The 16,439-nt window shown below is 59.7% G+C and carries 18 protein-coding genes; 11 read left to right on the top strand and 7 right to left on the bottom strand.

Annotated features, from left to right (window positions below; translation table 11 throughout):
- The 3 genes from BUE38_RS19030 to BUE38_RS19020 all read left to right on the top strand — a co-directional run.
- Window positions 1-459, top strand: a 459-nt coding sequence (locus tag BUE38_RS19030; RefSeq protein WP_143166398.1) for a TRAP transporter large permease subunit, incomplete at its 5' end; no start/stop codon positions are given.
- A 95-nt stretch (window positions 460-554) separates the two neighbouring features.
- Window positions 555-1,208: a 2-dehydro-3-deoxy-6-phosphogalactonate aldolase gene (locus BUE38_RS19025; RefSeq protein WP_073436817.1), complete on the top strand. Its 654-nt coding sequence runs from the start codon at window positions 555-557 to the stop codon at window positions 1,206-1,208.
- Window positions 1,205-2,113, top strand: coding sequence for a 2-dehydro-3-deoxygalactonokinase (locus BUE38_RS19020; RefSeq protein ID WP_073436816.1), 909 nt, complete (start codon window positions 1,205-1,207; stop codon window positions 2,111-2,113). The genes BUE38_RS19025 and BUE38_RS19020 overlap by 4 nt, the downstream gene beginning before the upstream one ends.
- Window positions 2,114-2,258: 145 nt before the next feature.
- Here BUE38_RS19020 and BUE38_RS19015 read toward each other — a convergent pair whose 3' ends face one another.
- A complete protein-coding gene (locus BUE38_RS19015; RefSeq protein ID WP_234987101.1) occupies window positions 2,259-2,798 on the bottom strand; it encodes a gluconokinase in 540 nt (179 codons plus the stop codon).
- Window positions 2,799-2,873: 75 nt separating this feature from the next.
- Window positions 2,874-3,623: an SDR family oxidoreductase gene (locus BUE38_RS19010; RefSeq protein ID WP_234987100.1), complete on the bottom strand. Its 750-nt coding sequence runs from the start codon at window positions 3,621-3,623 to the stop codon at window positions 2,874-2,876.
- Between the two features lie 247 nt (window positions 3,624-3,870).
- On the opposite strand from BUE38_RS19010, the gene BUE38_RS19005 reads away from it, so the two are divergent.
- Window positions 3,871-4,644 (top strand): MauE/DoxX family redox-associated membrane protein, encoded by a 774-nt coding sequence (locus BUE38_RS19005; RefSeq protein ID WP_073436814.1) that lies wholly within the window; start codon window positions 3,871-3,873, stop codon window positions 4,642-4,644.
- Between the two features lie 159 nt (window positions 4,645-4,803).
- On the opposite strand, the gene BUE38_RS19000 is transcribed toward BUE38_RS19005, so the two are convergent.
- The 4 genes from BUE38_RS19000 to BUE38_RS18985 all read right to left on the bottom strand — a co-directional run bounded on the left by BUE38_RS19000 (window position 4,804) and on the right by BUE38_RS18985 (window position 8,384).
- On the bottom strand, window positions 4,804-5,691 hold the full coding sequence (locus BUE38_RS19000) for a glycine betaine ABC transporter substrate-binding protein (RefSeq protein WP_073436813.1): 888 nt from the start codon (window positions 5,689-5,691) through the stop codon (window positions 4,804-4,806).
- Between the two features lie 61 nt (window positions 5,692-5,752).
- The gene (locus tag BUE38_RS18995) at window positions 5,753-6,472 is read right to left on the bottom strand and encodes an ABC transporter permease (protein ID WP_073436812.1); all 720 of its coding nucleotides are present in this window, start codon (window positions 6,470-6,472) and stop codon (window positions 5,753-5,755) included.
- A 4-nt stretch (window positions 6,473-6,476) separates the two neighbouring features.
- A complete protein-coding gene (locus BUE38_RS18990; protein WP_073436811.1) occupies window positions 6,477-7,640 on the bottom strand; it encodes an ABC transporter ATP-binding protein in 1,164 nt (387 codons plus the stop codon).
- A 78-nt stretch (window positions 7,641-7,718) separates the two neighbouring features.
- Window positions 7,719-8,384 carry an ABC transporter permease gene (locus tag BUE38_RS18985; RefSeq protein ID WP_073436810.1) on the bottom strand — a complete coding sequence of 222 codons (666 nt, stop codon included), beginning with the start codon at window positions 8,382-8,384 and terminating at the stop codon, window positions 7,719-7,721.
- A 452-nt stretch (window positions 8,385-8,836) separates the two neighbouring features.
- Between BUE38_RS18985 and BUE38_RS18980 the strand changes: the two genes are divergently transcribed.
- From BUE38_RS18980 to BUE38_RS18950, 7 genes are all read left to right on the top strand, one after another.
- Window positions 8,837-9,298 (top strand): SUF system Fe-S cluster assembly regulator, encoded by a 462-nt coding sequence (locus BUE38_RS18980; RefSeq protein WP_073436809.1) that lies wholly within the window; start codon window positions 8,837-8,839, stop codon window positions 9,296-9,298.
- A 198-nt stretch (window positions 9,299-9,496) separates the two neighbouring features.
- Window positions 9,497-10,939 (top strand): Fe-S cluster assembly protein SufB, encoded by a 1,443-nt coding sequence (gene sufB / locus BUE38_RS18975; RefSeq protein WP_073436808.1) that lies wholly within the window; start codon window positions 9,497-9,499, stop codon window positions 10,937-10,939.
- A 75-nt stretch (window positions 10,940-11,014) separates the two neighbouring features.
- On the top strand, window positions 11,015-11,767 hold the full coding sequence (sufC, locus tag BUE38_RS18970) for a Fe-S cluster assembly ATPase SufC (RefSeq protein ID WP_073436807.1): 753 nt from the start codon (window positions 11,015-11,017) through the stop codon (window positions 11,765-11,767).
- Complete coding sequence (sufD, locus tag BUE38_RS18965; RefSeq protein WP_073436806.1) at window positions 11,764-13,110, top strand: Fe-S cluster assembly protein SufD; 1,347 nt, start codon at window positions 11,764-11,766, stop codon at window positions 13,108-13,110. The genes sufC and sufD overlap by 4 nt, the downstream gene beginning before the upstream one ends.
- 3 nt (window positions 13,111-13,113) lie before the next feature.
- Window positions 13,114-14,355, top strand: coding sequence for a cysteine desulfurase (locus BUE38_RS18960; RefSeq protein WP_073436805.1), 1,242 nt, complete (start codon window positions 13,114-13,116; stop codon window positions 14,353-14,355).
- An 11-nt stretch (window positions 14,356-14,366) separates the two neighbouring features.
- Entirely contained in the window at window positions 14,367-14,939 is a 573-nt protein-coding gene (sufT, locus tag BUE38_RS18955; RefSeq protein ID WP_073436804.1) for a putative Fe-S cluster assembly protein SufT, read from the top strand.
- A gap of 131 nt (window positions 14,940-15,070) precedes the next feature.
- Window positions 15,071-15,937 carry a SanA/YdcF family protein gene (locus BUE38_RS18950; protein WP_073436803.1) on the top strand — a complete coding sequence of 289 codons (867 nt, stop codon included), beginning with the start codon at window positions 15,071-15,073 and terminating at the stop codon, window positions 15,935-15,937.
- Window positions 15,938-15,940: 3 nt separating this feature from the next.
- Here BUE38_RS18950 and BUE38_RS18945 read toward each other — a convergent pair whose 3' ends face one another.
- Window positions 15,941-16,432, bottom strand: coding sequence for a ferritin family protein (locus BUE38_RS18945; protein ID WP_073436802.1), 492 nt, complete (start codon window positions 16,430-16,432; stop codon window positions 15,941-15,943).
- Between the last annotated feature and the right edge of the window lie 7 nt (window positions 16,433-16,439).

Genomic DNA, 16,439 nt, shown 5'->3' with positions numbered 1-16,439 from the left:
CTGGTGACCTGCGGCATGATCATCTGGATCGGGATCGGTGCCGCGGCGCTGGTCGGGGTCTACAACCTGATGGGCGGCAACCGCTTCATTTCCGGCATGATCATGGACCTGGACGTGGCGCCGGTGGTGATCATCCTGGTGATGATGGCGATCCTGCTGGTGCTGGGCATGTTCCTCGACTGGATCGGGGTGGCCATGCTGACCCTGCCGATCTTCGTGCCGATCATCATCCAGCTGGGCTACAGCCCGATCTGGTTCGGCATCCTGTTCGCGGTCAACATGCAGGTGTCCTTCCTGTCGCCGCCCTTCGGGCCGGCCGCCTTCTATCTCAAGGGCGTGGCACCTCCGGGCATCAGTCTCAAGGACATCTTTGTCGCGGTGCTGCCGTTCATCGCCCTGCAGCTCTGTGTCCTCGCCGCCTTGCTGATGTGGCCCAACATGGCGCTGTGGTTGGTGTGAGATTGCTGGCGGCGGGTCAGTGGCTGGTATGAGATTGCCAGCGGCTGGTGGAATGGTGAGGTGCGGTAGAATGATTCGTCGATAGGAGGACTTCCATGAATGATACACAACGCCAGGTGCTGGATACGGCGATGGCAGAGCTGCCGCTGGTGGCTATCCTGCGCGGTATCACCCCGGACGAGATCGTTCCGGTGTGTGATGCCCTGGTTCAGGCGGGATTTCGCCTGATCGAGATACCGCTCAATTCACCGCAACCCTGGCAGAGCATCGAGCGCGCGGTGGCTCATTGTCCGGATCACGTGCTGATCGGTGCCGGGACCGTGCTGGAAGAAGATGATACGGCACGTCTCGCCGAGTTGGGGGCGCCTCTGATGATCACGCCCAACACCGAGCCAGCGCTGGTTTCTCTCGGTGCGCAGCGAGGCCTGGCGCCGATGATCGGTTGCATGACACCGACTGAGGCTCTGGCCGCGGCGAAAGCCGGTGCGACAGCTCTGAAGCTGTTTCCGGCGGCGCGGCTGGGGACCGGCTACTTCAAGGATATCAAGGCGATTCTGCCGGCTGGCCTACCGGTACTGGCGGTCGGTGGTATTGAACTCGGCAATATGGCGGAGTGGCATGCCGCAGGCATCGGCGGTTTTGGTTACGGCAGTAATCTGTACAAGCCGGGACGCTCTGCCGAGGAAGTCGGGATCATTGCCGCCCAGCTGGTTGCCGAATGGAAGCGACTGGCAGGAGAGCGTGCATGAGTGAGCGGTTGATCGCCATCGACTGGGGCACCAGCAATTTCCGCGCCTTCCTCGTCGACCGGCACAGCGGTGAGTGCCTGGAAACGGTGCGCTCCGATGCCGGGCTGCGGGCGCTGACTACCGCCGAGTTTCCGCATTACTGCGAGTCGCAGGTGGGGCGCTGGCGGGAGGGGGGCAAGGTGCCCGTCTACCTGTCGGGGATGGTCGGCTCGGCACGTGGCTGGAGTGAGGCTCCGCAACTGGAGGTTCCGGCCGCTGCCGAGGATCTGGCAGCCAATGTGGTGGCGGCTCCCGGTCTCGACAATGCCTGGATAGTACCGGGACTCAAGGTGGTGCGTGACGACCATGTGGATGTGATGCGTGGTGAGGAAATCCAGGCTTTCGGCGCGCTGGCTCTGGCCGAACGTGACAGTGCAGTGTGTTGTCTGCCGGGTACGCACAGCAAATGGGCTCGACTCGAGCAGGCCAGCTTGGTGGACTTCAGCACTGCGATGACCGGCGAGCTTTTCCATGCGGTGCGTTTCCATACCCTCCCGGGGGAGCCGGCACGTGGTGAGCACCCGCACAGCAAGAAGGGCTTTGCTCAGGGACTGGCTGCGGCGCAACACCCTGCCGGGGTATTACATGCCCTGTTCGAGGCGCGCAGCCGTCATCTGTATGCTGGCCTTGCGACGCATGAAGTGGCCAGCTTCCTGTCCGGGGTACTGATCGGCAGTGAGATCCTTGCCCAGCGGGGGTCATTGCTGAGTCATATCGATGAAGTCCTGCTGGTGGGTTCCAGCGGGCTCAATCCGCTCTACCGTCAGGCGCTGGAAATGCATCAGTTCAGTGTCAGGGAAATCGATAGCGATGCCGCCACTCTGGCGGGATTGCTGGCTCTGGCGGAACGCCATCAAACTGTATGATGAATTCGTTCAATACAAGATGAATGGCTACAAAGGAAACGGCGCCACAAGCGTCGTTTTCTTTTCTGGTGATCAGTCGTTTTACATCTAGTGGAACAAGAAGAGAAAAGTGCTTTTCTGAGCGTGATAATTACCGAATCACCTGCTAAAAACTTTTCCTCAGTTCGCTGAGAAATTCTTCAATGATTTGTGCTGGCATCTGTTCGATACTGCAACGAATGGCCTCGTCATTACCGGGAATTTCCAGGGTGTCGAGTTGACTGTTGAGCATATGTTCGCCATTGAAGAAATGGTCGCCACGACTGTTCAGGCGTTGCAGTAGCACTTCGCGTTCACCATGCAGATAGAGAATACGCAGACCGGGCGCACCCTGACGAAGAATATCTCGATAGCGGCGCTTGAGCGCCGAGCAACCAATGATGACTGAATTTCCATCCCGGCGGTGCTGGTTGAACAATTCTGCGAGGGTTTCCAACCACTCCTTTCTGTCATCATCCGATAGCGGTTCGCCGCGTGACATCTTGTCGATGCTGAGTGCACTGTGGTAGTCATCACCATCGATGAAAAGCGCACCGGTGACATTGGCAAGCTGGCGGCCGATGTGTGATTTTCCTGACCCTGAAACTCCCATGACAAGAAAGGAGAATGGCGTTTCAATGGACGGGGAAGTGGCTGAGCTATTCATGCTGAAATCCGCGCTGAATCGTCTGAAAATGATGCTGATATTCTAGCATTAAATTTTCCGGAAATGTGCTTCCTGTCAGCGTCCTCCTGCAACATCGATCATGGCGCCAGTGGTATAGGAGGAAGCCTCCGACAGCAGCCAGACAATGGCATCGGCAACCTCTTCGGCTTGCCCTGGCCTTCCCAGTGGACACAGGGGGCCAAGCTCGGCGATGCGTTCCGGGCGCCCGCCGCTGGCATGGATATCCGTGGCGATGAGCCCCGGACGCACGCAATTGACCCGGATGCCGCGTGGCCCCAGCTCCTTCGACAGGCCGAAGGTCAGGCTATCCACGGCTCCCTTGCTGGCGGCATAGTCGACATACTCGTTGGGCGAGCCCAGTTTGGCCGCCATGGAGCCGACATTGACCAGCGAGCCACCATCGGCCAACTCGCGGGCCGCCTGGCGAGCCACCAGCAGCGCCCCGAGCACATTGATCTCGGTGACCCGGCGCATGCGCTCGATATCCATGTCGGCCAGCGGCATGGAAGGCGCGACGATGCCGGCGTTGTTGACCACGCCAGTGATCGCGCCGAACCGTGACCGGGCCTGCTGGAACAATGCGCTTACGTGGTTCTCGTCGCGGACATCACCGCGCAGTGCGCTGATACCGTCGCTACCGGCCAGTGCCCAGCAGTCTTCCAGCGTGCGTCGGGCGGCATCTTCATTGCCCTGGTAACTGAACATGACTCGGGCGCCGGCCCGAATGCAGGCCAGGGCCGTGGCGCGGCCAATACCGCGTGAGCCACCGGTGATCACGATGGCGCCGGACAGTGCTGTTGGCATGGAGTGTCTCCTGCATTTCGATAGGGTCAGGTCGAGGAACCAATATACCGGGCTTTGTAGCGCGAAGGGCAGTGGCGGAGGAGAGGAGCGGTTGTAGTGGTTGTGGGCCAGCTCTTTTCTGGCGTTACGCTTGCCCTTTTCCTGACACAAGGCTTCTACGCTTACCGCAGGAGGGCACACAGGACATCCTCTCTCGAAGGTTGTCTGTCCTCTTTTCATTCACCATGACCATGAGCAGGAATAACGGATGAGTACAGGTACGACCCCCGTAGCCTCAGGGCAGCAAACTGCTCGACTCTATCGGATGAAAACTGACGAGCACCTATGCCCCTTTGGCCTCAAGACCCTGGATCTGTTGAAGCGGAAGGGATACAAGGTCGAAGACCATACTCTTGTCTCCCGCGATGCCATTGATCGCTTCCAGCAGGAGGCGGGTGTCGACACAACGCCTCAGGTGTATATCGGAGACGAGCGGATCGGAGGGTATGAAGCGGTACGCGCCCATCTGGGCATGAGTGTCCCCGGCGACAAGGAGGTTACCTATCGCCCGGTGATCGCAATCTTCACCACGGCATTATTGATCGGCATGGCGATCAGTTGGATGGTTGGTCTGGGGCTTGTGACGTTGCGCACGCTGGAATTTGCGATCGCCTCAGCCATGGTCCTGCTTGGCCTTCAGAAGCTTCAGGATGTGGAAAGCTTCAGCACCATGTTTCTCAACTATGACCTGCTCGCCCAGCGCCACGTTCGCTATGGCTATGTCTATCCCTATGCAGAAACACTGGCAGGTATTCTGATGCTGGCAGGGACTCTGGTCTGGATTGCGGCACCACTGGCGTTATTCATCGGAAGCGTGGGTGCCATATCCGTCATCAAGGCCGTCTATATCGACAAGCGGCAGCTCAAGTGTGCCTGTGTCGGCGGCAACAGTCGTGTTCCGCTGGGCTTTGTCTCGTTAACGGAAAATCTGATAATGGTGCTGATGGGCTTGTGGATGCCGATGAAGGCACTGCTTCTATAGATACCCTCGGCAAGAGTACGTGAGCTATCCGTGGCAGGAGCCCGTGGCTGCAGTGCTCGGTAACGTTGTGGTACCTTGCGGAGGAGGGACCGCGCGGTGGAAGGGGCAGGGAGGGGGCAAGTCAACCAGGGCGACTCGGCGGAGCCGCCCCGGTGAGGATTATTCCTCGATCAGTTCGTTCTCGACCAGGAAGTTGTGGGCGACATCCTCGATGGTCTCGCGGTCGACGTCGACCTGCGCGTTGAGCTGCGCCATGGTGTCATCGTCCAGCAGCGCAGACAGAGCGTTCATCTGAGCTTCCAGCTCCGGGTTCTCGGCCAGGGTATCTTCATGCACCACTGGCGTCAGGGCATAGGCCGGGAAGAAGTTCTGGTCATCTTCCAGCACCTGGAAATCGAAGGCCGGGATACGACCATCGGTGGCAAACACCAGGCCGACTTCCACCTGGCCATCACGCAGGGCCTGGTAGACCAGCCCGGAATCCATGCGCTTCACGTCAGCTCGACCGACACGGAAGTCATAGGCCTGCTGCAGCGGGCGCCAACCGTCCTCGCGGGCGTAGAACTCGGCGTTCATGGCAAAGGATAGCTCCTGCCCATCATTGACGGCCTGGGCCAGCTCCGACAGCGTGCTGATACCGGTTTCCTCGATGCTGTCGGCACGCATGGCCAACGCATAGGTGTTGTTGGCGGCGGATGGCTCGAGCCAGACGAGACCCTTTTCGGCGTCCAGCTCCTTGACGCGCTGGTAGGTCTCCTCGGGGCTGAGTGACTCGGTGACATCGTTGTAGTTGATCAGCGAAGTCCCGGTGTATTCCCAGTAGAGGTCGATCTGGCCGTTCTCCTGTGCCTGCCGCAGTACGGCTGACCCCATCCCGGCACGCGTCTCGACGTCATAGCCGAGGTTATCCAGATATTGGCTGGTCATGCTGGCGATGAGCTGCTGCTCGGTGAAGTTCTTGCCGCCGACGACGATTTCATTGGCGTTGGCAACTGCAGCCGAGCCGGCGAGTGCTACGCCGGCAATCACGGGAATCCAGGTTTTCATGGGCTTTCTCCTTCTACCGATTGTTATCGGAGATGTGGCCGGTTTCGAGGCCTGCAAATGGTTATAGGCGATTCGGATTGACGCCGCGGGGCACCACCAGAAAGGCTGTGGCGGCTATCAATGCATCAACCAGCACGGCGAGCATGGCCGTGGGAATGGCGCCGGACAGCATCATGACCGGGTCATAGAGATCGATACCGGTGAAGATCAATTCTCCCAGGCCGCCAGCGCCAATCAGGAAGGCCAGCGGGACGGTACCTACGTTGATGGTCAGCGCGGTACGAATCCCGGCGAAGATCACGTACAGGGCATTGGGCAGTTCGACCTTGAGCAGCCTCTGCATGGGTGACATGCCGATACCTGCCGCGGCTTCCTTGAGCGCGGGCGATACGCCCTTGAGGCCAGCATAGGTATTGCGGGTGATCGGTAATAGTGTGGCGACGAACAGACCGAATACCGCAGGTACCGTGCCGATGCCCAGAAAGCTCATCGACAGAGCCAGCACCGCCAGCGTCGGAATGGTGGTGCCGACATTGAGACCCTGCATGATGGTCTCGGCGTACTTCGTCATGCTGGGGCGGGACAGTACGGTGCCCAGCGGGATAGCTACCAGCAGGGCCAACCCCCCGGACATCGCCGTCAGCCACATATGCTGCATTGTCAGGTATTGGACATCCGGTAGATAGAACAGGAATTCGTCCAGCGGGATCCAGATACCGAGACAGAAGGCAGCCAGCAACCCCAGTCCATAGGCGGCACTGCGTAGATTACGAATGCGCATAGGCTCACCCCCTCGGCTGTTCGCCAGTGGTGGCTGCAGCTTCCGCTTCCTGAGTACGGAATCGCGCACCGAGATGGTGGGTCATGGCGCGCTGGGTGATCTGCCCGCACACGCGCCCGTCGTCGTCGACACAGGGCAGCCAGGTCATGTCCTGGGCAAACATCAGTGAGGCGACCTTGCGCAGGTCGTCGTCGAGATTCACCGAGGCGGGAACATTCTGGAAATGATCGCGGCAGTAGCCTCGGGTAGTGCGCGCTACGGCACGGCTGATCAGCCCAACGGGCTGGCGGCGCTCGTTGACCATCAGAATCGAGTTCTGATAGCCGTAGTCGTCGATGCGGGCGAGGGCGGCCTCGAGGGTATCGCCGGGTTCGACCGTACCGATCTCATCGCTGACCACTTCTCTGACCTTGACCAGATTGAGGCGCTTGAGGGCACGGTCCTCACCGAGGAACGATTCGACGAAGGCATTCTTCGGCGCTGCCAGCAGGTCATCCGGGGAGGAATACTGCACCAGTTTGCCGTCGCGGAATACGGCAACGCGATCGCCCATCTTGATGGCTTCGTCGATGTCGTGGCTGACGAACATGATGGTCTTGTTCAGTTCCTGCTGCATCTTGAGGAACTCGTCCTGGATCACCGCCCGATTGATCGGGTCGATAGCGCCGAAAGGCTCATCCATCAGCATCACCGGCGGATCCGCTGCCAGCGCTCGGGCAACGCCGATACGCTGCTGCTGGCCCCCTGACAATTCGTTGGGGTAACGCTTGAGAAAGGCGTCTGGGTCCAGTGCGATCATGTCCATCAGCTCGCGGGCGCGCTCACGATAGCGCTTGCTGTCCCAGCCCAGCAATTTAGGTACCACTGCGATATTTTCCTCGATGGTCATGTTGGGAAACAGACCGATCTGCTGGATGACATAGCCGATATTGCGGCGCAGGTCCTGGGTATTCAGGCCGGAGGTATCCTCATCGTTGATGAAGACCTTGCCGGAACTGGGCTTGATGATACGGTTGATCATCTTGAGTGTGGTGGTCTTGCCGCAGCCTGAGGGGCCGAGCAGGATGCAGATCTCGCCGCTGGGAACTTCCATAGTGACATGGTCAGCGGCTACGACTGCGCCCTTGGGCGTATCAAAGACCTTGGTCAGGTTTTCCAGTCGAATCATTGGCGGGTCCTTGTAAGAATCATTGGCGCATTCCTGTTCCTGTAAAAACAGGACGGGGCGGTTACAAATGGTGGCGGCTCAGGTGGTACTGAGGGCCCGCTCCATGCCCTTGGGCGTCAGGCGCTTCTGCAGGGCGAGCAATGCATAGTCGACGATGATGGCCAGCAGACTCACGGCGATGGCGCCGACAATCAACTGGCGCGGATCGGATTGCGAAATGCCGCGGCTGATAAAGGTGCCGAGCCCGCCGGCCCCGATATAGGTGGCGATGGCCATGACCCCGATGTTGAGCACCACGGCGGTACGAACGCCGGCCATGATGACGGGAACGGCGAGCGGGATTTCCACCATGCGCAGGCGTTGATTGTGGCTCATGCCAATGCCGCGAGCGGCTTCACGCAATGCCGGGTCGACGTTGTTGATGGCGGTATAGGTGTTGCGGATGATCGGCAACTGCGAGTAGAGCAGTACGGCGATGACCGCGGGCACGTAGCCGATGCCCTGACCAATCAGGGACAGCACGGGAATCATGATGCCGAACAGGGCAATGGAAGGGATCGTGACAATGATGGAGGCGGTATAGAGCACAGCCCTGGCGAGGCGCTCATTGCGTGTAATGGCAATCCCGATGGGGACTCCAGTAATGATGGCAATCCCCACCGCGACGCCGACCAGGGCAATATGCTCAAGCGTCTTTGCCAGCAACAGGCCGAAGTTGTCGATGGTGTATTGGATCAGTTCCAAATGGGTGACTCCTTCAGAATCGGCAAGCGCCGTTTTTATTGATGTCATGGACGCAACCGATCGGCTCGTGCAGGCAGTTGGTGTGCCAGCGAGACGCCTGGGTGGCCATGAACCCTCAAGTGACTACAAGGGTAGCAGAAGCCCATATCTATTTGTTTTAGTCATGAATGACGATCTGCAATGAGTGGAATTGATGGATATGATGCTGTGCCATTCCAGGCAGTTATTTGGAAGGAAGGGGACGGATATCATGATCGCGGGTGCGCATGAAAATGATAACGATTGTCATTTTGATGCGAATGGTGCCGAACATGTCGATAAATTCCTCTCTATTGGCGTAATAGCCTGGGTTACCTCTTCACATGGATTTCATACAGGACTAAAATGGTCCGCATTAAGAGGTGAGGCGGAAAACCTTGCCGGATTCTGGAGTGGTGATACGGGGAGTAGGCATGCTCAAGCTATCGCGGTTGACGGATTATGCGGCAGTGGTAATGGCGCAGATTGCACGGCATCCGCAGCAACCGCATGCCGCGGCAGAGCTGGCCGAGGCAGTGCAGCTCCCTCATCCGACCGTCAGCAAGACGCTGAAGATGCTGGTCAGAGCCGGTCTGCTGGAGTCGCGCCGCGGAGCCCAGGGGGGGTACAGCCTGGCGCGCCCTGCCTCGCAGATTACCGCCAGCGATATCATCGCCGCCATTGAGGGGCCGGTGGCGGTCACGGAATGCAGCCATGCCGATGGCGACTGTGATCTGGCCTCGACCTGTGGCGTATCCGACAACTGGCAACGGGTTTCCGTCGCCATCCGCGAGTTGCTCGACAGCATCACTCTGGCGCATCTGGCGGCCACTACGCCATTGAAGCTGCCGGTGAGGTTGCCGATTCAGTCCGTGACTCTGGCCGTCGAGGCCTAGCCCGACAGCCGAAGCATACCGCAGTAGCCAAGCCGGGCAGATGAGATCCGGCAGCAGCATGAAAGGCGCCACTGCAAACAAGGATCTCAAAACCTGGATCTCAAACTCTAGATTTCAATACCGGGATTTCAATGCCTGGATTTCAAGACCCAGGTCGGGCAACGCCCGCCGACCCAACATTCCGGGAGGGGACACATCATGGCAAGTCAGGAAATGGAACAGCTTGTCCGTCGCGAGTATAAAGAAGGCTTCGTGACCGACATCGAAAGCGAAACGGTACCGCCCGGCCTGGACGAGAGCACCATTGCCTTCATCTCGAACAAGAAGGGTGAACCGGAGTGGATGCTGGAGTGGCGCCTCGACGCCTATCGCCAGTGGCTCAAGATGACGGCTCCGTCCTGGGCGCATCTGGACTATCCGCCCATCGATTACCAGGCGATCTCCTACTACAGTGCGCCCAAGCGTCCTGAGGATCGCCCGCAGAGCCTTGATGAAGTCGACCCCAAGCTGCTCGAGACCTACGAGAAGCTGGGTATTCCGCTGCACGAACGTGCTGCTCTGGCCGGCGTCGCGGTGGATGCGGTGTTCGACTCGGTATCGGTTGCCACCACCTTCAAGGACAAGCTCCACGAAGCGGGTGTGATCTTCTGCTCGATTTCCGAAGCGATTCGCGACTACCCCGAGTTGGTCCGACAGTACCTGGGCACCGTGGTCCCGACTGCCGACAACTATTTCGCGGCGCTCAACTCGGCGGTATTCACCGACGGCTCCTTCGTCTTTGTCCCCGAAGGCGTGACCTGCCCGATGGAGCTGTCGACCTACTTCCGTATCAACGCCGCCAATACCGGTCAGTTCGAACGTACCTTGATCGTCTGCGAGAAGCAGGCCCAGGTGTCCTACCTCGAAGGCTGTACCGCGCCGATGCGCGACGAGAATCAGCTGCATGCCGCCGTGGTGGAACTGGTTGCACTGGAAGACGCCAAGATCAAGTACTCCACGGTGCAGAACTGGTATCCGGGTGACGAGAACGGCAAGGGCGGTATCTACAACTTCGTCACCAAGCGTGGCGACTGCCGTGGTGACCGCTCACACATCAGTTGGACCCAGGTCGAGACCGGTTCGGCGATTACCTGGAAGTACCCGTCCTGCGTACTGCGCGGGAAGGACAGTATCGGTGAGTTCTATTCCGTAGCGGTGACCAATGGTCGGCAGCAGGCGGATACCGGCACCAAGATGATCCACCTTGGCGAAGGTACCCGCTCGACGATCGTCTCCAAGGGCATCTCCGCCGGGCGTTCCAACCAGTCCTATCGTGGTCTGGTCAAGATCGGCCCGCGGGCGAAGGGAGCACGCAACTTTACCCAGTGTGATTCGCTGTTGATCGGCGATACCTGTGGCGCGCATACCTTCCCCTATCAGGAGATCGGCAACAGCACGGCGACGGTCGAGCACGAGGCGACCACCTCGAAGATCGGCGAGGACCAGCTGTTCTATTGCCAGAGCCGGGGAATCTCCGAGGAGGATGCCGTGAACATGATCGTCAACGGTTTCTGCAAGGACGTCTTCCAGGAATTGCCGATGGAGTTCGCGGTGGAAGCGGAAGCATTGCTGAACGTTACCCTCGAGGGCGCGGTGGGCTAGTCACCACCCGATATACATCCAAATTCATTTTCCGGGCCGTTGGCGCGGCCCGAGATCAGGTTAAAGGTAGGCAAGATGCTCGAAGTCAAGGATCTGCATGTCACGGTCGAGGGTTCCGAGATCCTCAAGGGACTCACTCTGACCATCAACCCCGGTGAGGTTCACGCCATCATGGGCCCGAACGGCGCCGGCAAGTCGACGCTGTCTGCGGTGATTGCCGGCAAGGACGGCTATGAAGTGACGTCCGGCAGCATCACCTTCGAAGGTCGTGATGTTCTGGAGATGGAAATCGAGGAGCGTGCCCAGGCCGGCCTGTTGCTCGGCTTCCAGTACCCGGTGGAGATTCCGGGGGTCAAGAACATCTATCTGCTCAAGGCTGCGCTGAATGCCCAGCGTGAGGCACGGGGTGAAGGCGAGATTCCTGCGCCGGAATTCATGAAGTTGATCAAGGAGAAGGTGGCGTTCATGAAGATGGACACCAGCTTCCTGCAGCGCGCGGTCAATGAAGGCTTTTCCGGGGGTGAGAAGAAACGCAACGAGATCCTGCAGATGTTGGTGCTGCAGCCGAGACTGGCGATGCTCGACGAGATCGACTCTGGCCTCGATATCGATGCCATGAAAGTGGTGGCCGAAGGCGTCAACTCTCTGCGCGGTGAAGAGCGCGCCATTCTGTTGGTGACCCATTATCAGCGCCTGCTTGACTACATCGTTCCCGATCGGGTTCATGTGCTGGTCGACGGCCGAATCGTCAAGAGCGGCGGAGCTGAGCTGGCGCATGAACTCGAATCGCGTGGCTACGACTGGGTCGTTGAGGAGCCTGCGGCATGAGCGATGTTCAATCCTTTCTCGATCGTCTCGCCGAGCGTAATGCCGAGCGCGGCAGCGAGCCAAGCTGGATAGCGGCGCGCCGTCAGGCTGGAGCTGCGCGTTTCGAGGCCATGGGCTTTCCCCATCGCCGCATCGAGCAGTGGAAATATACCGATGTCCGGGCCATCAGCCGTGGTGACTTTCGTCTGGCGGACAGCGCTGAGTTCTCTCCGGCCTCGGCGGCAGCGTTGACCCTGCCGATCGACGGCTACCGGCTTACCTTTGTCGATGGGGTGTTCTCGAGTGTGCTGTCGGATCTTGCCGACCTACCCAGTGGACTCGCCGTGCAACCGCTGTCCCAGGCGCTGGCCGAGAACCACGAGGCCGTGGGTGGACCACTAGGGCGCCTGACCGGTGTCGAGTTCTCGGCCTTCTCGGCGCTGAATACCGCCTTCTTCGAGGAAGGGGCGCTGGTGCGTCTGGCACCAGGTACGGTGGTGGAGAAGCCGATTGTACTGCAGTTCCTGTCGCGCCATGCCGACTCGGCGGTGATGAGTCATCCGCGTATTCTGGTCGAGGCCGGCGGACGCAGTGAGGCGACCATCATCGAGCACCATGTGGGAGAGAAGGACGCGGCCAACTTCACCAACCTGGTCGAGGAAATCATGCTCGACCGTGGTGCCATCCTGACCCACTACAAGCTGCTGGAGTCCCCCGAGCAGGACCTGCATATCGCCAGTATCCATGTCGAGCAGGCGAGGGATTCGCGCTACACCTCCTTCAACCTGACGCTGGGTGGTGGTCTGGTGCGCAATGACCTGATCACGGACCTCAATGGCCAGGGGGCCGAGGCCACCTTCAATGGCCTGTTCCATGGCCGCAATCGTCAGCATGTGGACAACCACACCCTGGCGAATCACAACGCGCCGCATACCTTTTCGCGTGAGAACTACAAGGGCATTCTCGACGACCGCGCCCATGGCGTGTTCAACGGCAAGGTCATCGTCAAGCGGGACAGCCAGAAGATCGAGGCCGAGCAGAGCAACGCCAACCTGTTGCTGTCCGATCGTGCCCAGATCAATACCAAGCCGGAGCTCGAGATCTACGCCGATGACGTCAAGTGCGCCCACGGTGCCACCACCGGCCAGTTGGATGAAGAGGCGGTGTTTGCCCTGCGTGCTCGCGGGCTGGACGAGGCCACGGCGCGCGGTCTGCTGACACTGGCCTTTGCCGGTGAGGTCATGGATCAGGTCGGTCTGGATGTCATTGCCGAGCGTGTCGAACTGACCGTTGCCGGCAAGCTGCCGGAACGTTTCAACCTGGCAGGGTTGGTGCAGGCTGCGGTTGCCCTGAATGAGGATTGAGACATGACCAATTTCAGCGACCTTCTGCTGGACGTGGCTCGGGTGCGCAAGGATTTCCCGATCCTCGAACGCGAGGTGCATGGCAAACCGCTGGTCTATTTCGACAACGCGGCGACCTGTCAGACGCCTCAATCGGTGATCGATGCGTTCGACCACTACTACCGGCGGATGAATGCCAATATTCATCGTGGTCTGCATAGCCTGGCCGATGAGGCCACTGCCGCATTCGAGAATGCACGCGAGACGGTGCGTGCCTTCATCAATGCCGCCGAGAGCCGTGAGGTGATCTTCACCCGCGGCACTACCGAAGCGCTCAATCTGGTCGCCCAGAGCTGGGGGCGTGCGAACCTCGGCGCGGGTGATGAGGTGCTGGTCTCACAGATGGAGCACCACTCCAACATCGTGCCCTGGCAATTGCTGGCGCAAGAGCGCGGTTTCACCATCAAGGTGATTCCGGTGGATGAGCGTGGTGTGCTGGATCTACACGCCTATCACGATCTTCTCAACGAGCGTACCCGGCTGGTGGCCGTGAATCACGTCTCCAATGCGCTGGGCACCATCAACCCGGTCAAGGAGATGACGGCCACTGCTCATGAGCATGGTGCTCTCGTTCTGATTGACGGGGCTCAGGCCGCACCGCATATCGCCATCGACGTGCAGGACATCGGTGCCGACTTCTATGCCCTTTCAGCGCACAAGGTCTATGGCCCGACCGGTGCTGGCGCCCTCTATGGTCGCGCTGAACTGCTCGAGGCAATGCCGCCCTGGCAGGGTGGTGGTGAGATGATTGCTACGGTCTCGTTCGATGTACCGACGACCTTCGCGGACATTCCCCACAAGTTCGAGGCTGGCACTCCAGCCATCGCCGAGGTGGTGGCCTTCGGTCGCGCCATCGAATGGGTCAACAGCATTGGCCTGGAGCATATCGCCGCCTGGGAAAATCGCTTGTTGAAGCATGCCAGCGAGGCGGTTTCCGGCATCGACGGCCTGAGGATCATCGGTACGGCGCCGGAGAAGGCGGCGGTGCTGTCCTTCGTGGTGGACGGTGCCCACAGTCAGGATATCGGCCTGCTGATCGACCAGTTCGGGGTAGCGATCCGTACCGGCCATCACTGCGCCCAGCCACTGTTGAGCCGGCTGGGTGTCGATGCAACCTGTCGCGCCTCCTTCGCGGCCTACAACACCCCGGAGGAAGTCGATGTCTTCGTCGATGGCCTCCAGCACGTCATCAACATGTTGCGCTGAACGGGAGTGCCATGAGCGACAACGAACAGATCGCGCAGCTCAGCAAGGGGCAGCAATTGCCCCTGCAGCGTGATGTCGATGCGATCTCGATTCCCTTCGGCAAGACCGTGACCCTCGACGAGGACAGTATCGTCAGTGTGATGCAGGCCAAGGGCAGCACGGTCAGTGTTGCCTTCGAGGGGCGCCTTTATCTGGTCGAGGGGGCAAACCTTGATGCGCTGGGGCTCGAGGCACTGCCGCGACCGACACTCCCGGAAGACGCCAGCGAAGAGCAGATCGAACAGTTTGTCTGGGATCAGTTGAGGACCTGTTTCGATCCCGAGATTCCGGTCAATATTGTCGATCTGGGGCTGGTCTATGGGTGTCGTATCGAGCGCCTGATCAGCGGTGAGAGGATCGTCACCATTCGCATGACCCTGACCGCACCTGGCTGTGGAATGGGAGATGTGATAGCGGCGGATGCGCGCAACAAGATCCTCGGCGCTCCGCAGATTGCTCGCGTGCATACCGAGATTGTCTTCGATCCTCCCTGGAGTCGTGAGATGATGTCGGAAGAGGCCAGACTCGAGTTGGGCATGTTCTAGACGAGAGGTGATGATGTCGCGCCAGCGGCATCTCATGTCGCCGTCCTGCGGCGGCTCGAGGCAGGGAAGCATTGTCGGGATAGTACGATTTGCTCAAGGCCCGCTGATTTCGCCGCTTGAATGGGAGCACCATGCGCGAGTCGCTTGTTACGTTTTGTCGTCGTTTTCTGCTGGTGGCGGGCATGCTGGTGCTGGGGCTGGCAGCCGTGCTGCTGGTGGCCAACCTCTGGGTGGTTGCCAGTACTCGAGAGCGCATTGTGCCTCTGGCATCCTGTCCGTCACAGGGCGTCGGCATTGTCTTTGGAACATCCCACTGGACTCGCAGCGGCGAGCGCAACCCGCATTTTGAGGGGCGCATGCAGGCTGCAGCGGAGTTGATGAGCGAACGGCGTCTTGAGCACCTGCTGGTTTCCGGTGACAACGCCACTCGTTACTACAACGAGCCCATCACCATGTGGAAAGATCTGCTCAAGCGTGGTGTACGGACAGTAGATATGACGCTCGACTATGCTGGGTTCAGTACTTTTGATACCCTGGCTCGCGCGCGTGATGTCTTTGGTGTCGACAAGGCGATGCTCATCACCCAGGCTTGGCATCTGCCCAGGGCCCTGTTTATCGCCGATGCCCTGGGTATCGAGGCCGTTGGTTGCGCAGCACCGCGCTTGCCTGCGGATGCCATGTGGTTGCTGCTGCTTCGTGAGTGGATAGCGCGTGCTGCCACCATTGGTGATCTCTATCTGTGGAAACGTGAGCCACATTTCCTCGGGCCTGTGGAGCCCCTGGATATTGTTCCTCTGATCGAGGTGCCGGAAGCATCAGACCCATTGATTCTCAAGCGACCGGCCATCGAGGGGCAGTCGGCAGCCGTTGTGCGCATGGGTGAGCGGGTGTGGGAGGAAGCGATCCATCGAGGTAGCCTGGGATCGCCGGCGGCCGACGAGGCGCCGCCGATGATGAGGCCGGACCGCAACGCCGGGCGGGAAGAGCCCGCCCGGTAAATGTCAGCGGCGTGAGGAGCGTTTGGTGCGAGGCTGACGTTGTTGCGCCTTCTTCGGCGCGGTGTCCTTCTGCAACTGGTACAGTTCGCGAATCAGCGAGCGGCAACCTTTCCACACTTCCTCGATGACCGGCTCTATGGAGCTCGGCAGAGGATGGGTGAACAGTGTTGACAGCGACTGCATCAGCACGCGTTCCTGCTCCAGCAGCTCATTGATCAGTACCTGGGAATCGTTGCCGACAAAGCTCTTCAGGCGACTCCACAGCCACATGTAGTCATCACGTTCGACATCGGCATCACGCGGCAGGAGGTCGAGATGGCGTCGTGCGAGGGCCTGCAGTTTGCGCATCGACTTCCTGCGCGCCTCGAAATGAGGCTCGAGAGCATCGCGCAGCGACGGGCGCAGGCGCTCGAGATTGTCCTGAAAATAATCAATGCTATCGGCCAACGCTTCCAGCAGACTGTCCATCGCCACCTGGCGATTATCGAGAAACATGCGCGTC

The organism is Halomonas cupida, assembly GCF_900142755.1.
GTDB classification, from domain to species: Bacteria; Pseudomonadota; Gammaproteobacteria; order Pseudomonadales; family Halomonadaceae; genus Halomonas; species Halomonas cupida.
Note: the sequence above shows the minus strand (reverse complement) of the source record. Positions and strands in the feature narration are given on the sequence as shown.

Bases quoted from the DNA above. Each gene is read 5' to 3' on its own strand.
- BUE38_RS19025 (WP_073436817.1), top strand. From the start codon at position 555: ATGAATGATACACAACGCCAGGTGCTGGATACGGCGATGGCAGAGCTG.
- BUE38_RS19020 (WP_073436816.1), top strand. From the start codon at position 1,205: ATGAGTGAGCGGTTGATCGCCATCGACTGGGGCACCAGCAATTTCCGC.
- BUE38_RS19015 (WP_234987101.1), bottom strand. From the start codon at position 2,798: ATGAATAGCTCAGCCACTTCCCCGTCCATTGAAACGCCATTCTCCTTT.
- BUE38_RS19010 (WP_234987100.1), bottom strand. From the start codon at position 3,623: ATGCCAACAGCACTGTCCGGCGCCATCGTGATCACCGGTGGCTCACGC.
- BUE38_RS19005 (WP_073436814.1), top strand. From the start codon at position 3,871: ATGAGTACAGGTACGACCCCCGTAGCCTCAGGGCAGCAAACTGCTCGA.
- BUE38_RS19000 (WP_073436813.1), bottom strand. From the start codon at position 5,691: ATGAAAACCTGGATTCCCGTGATTGCCGGCGTAGCACTCGCCGGCTCG.
- BUE38_RS18995 (WP_073436812.1), bottom strand. From the start codon at position 6,472: ATGCGCATTCGTAATCTACGCAGTGCCGCCTATGGACTGGGGTTGCTG.
- BUE38_RS18990 (WP_073436811.1), bottom strand. From the start codon at position 7,640: ATGATTCGACTGGAAAACCTGACCAAGGTCTTTGATACGCCCAAGGGC.
- BUE38_RS18980 (WP_073436809.1), top strand. From the start codon at position 8,837: ATGCTCAAGCTATCGCGGTTGACGGATTATGCGGCAGTGGTAATGGCG.
- sufB (WP_073436808.1), top strand. From the start codon at position 9,497: ATGGCAAGTCAGGAAATGGAACAGCTTGTCCGTCGCGAGTATAAAGAA.
- sufC (WP_073436807.1), top strand. From the start codon at position 11,015: ATGCTCGAAGTCAAGGATCTGCATGTCACGGTCGAGGGTTCCGAGATC.
- sufD (WP_073436806.1), top strand. From the start codon at position 11,764: ATGAGCGATGTTCAATCCTTTCTCGATCGTCTCGCCGAGCGTAATGCC.
- BUE38_RS18960 (WP_073436805.1), top strand. From the start codon at position 13,114: ATGACCAATTTCAGCGACCTTCTGCTGGACGTGGCTCGGGTGCGCAAG.
- sufT (WP_073436804.1), top strand. From the start codon at position 14,367: ATGAGCGACAACGAACAGATCGCGCAGCTCAGCAAGGGGCAGCAATTG.
- BUE38_RS18950 (WP_073436803.1), top strand. From the start codon at position 15,071: ATGCGCGAGTCGCTTGTTACGTTTTGTCGTCGTTTTCTGCTGGTGGCG.
- BUE38_RS18945 (WP_073436802.1), bottom strand. From the start codon at position 16,432: ATGTTTCTCGATAATCGCCAGGTGGCGATGGACAGTCTGCTGGAAGCG.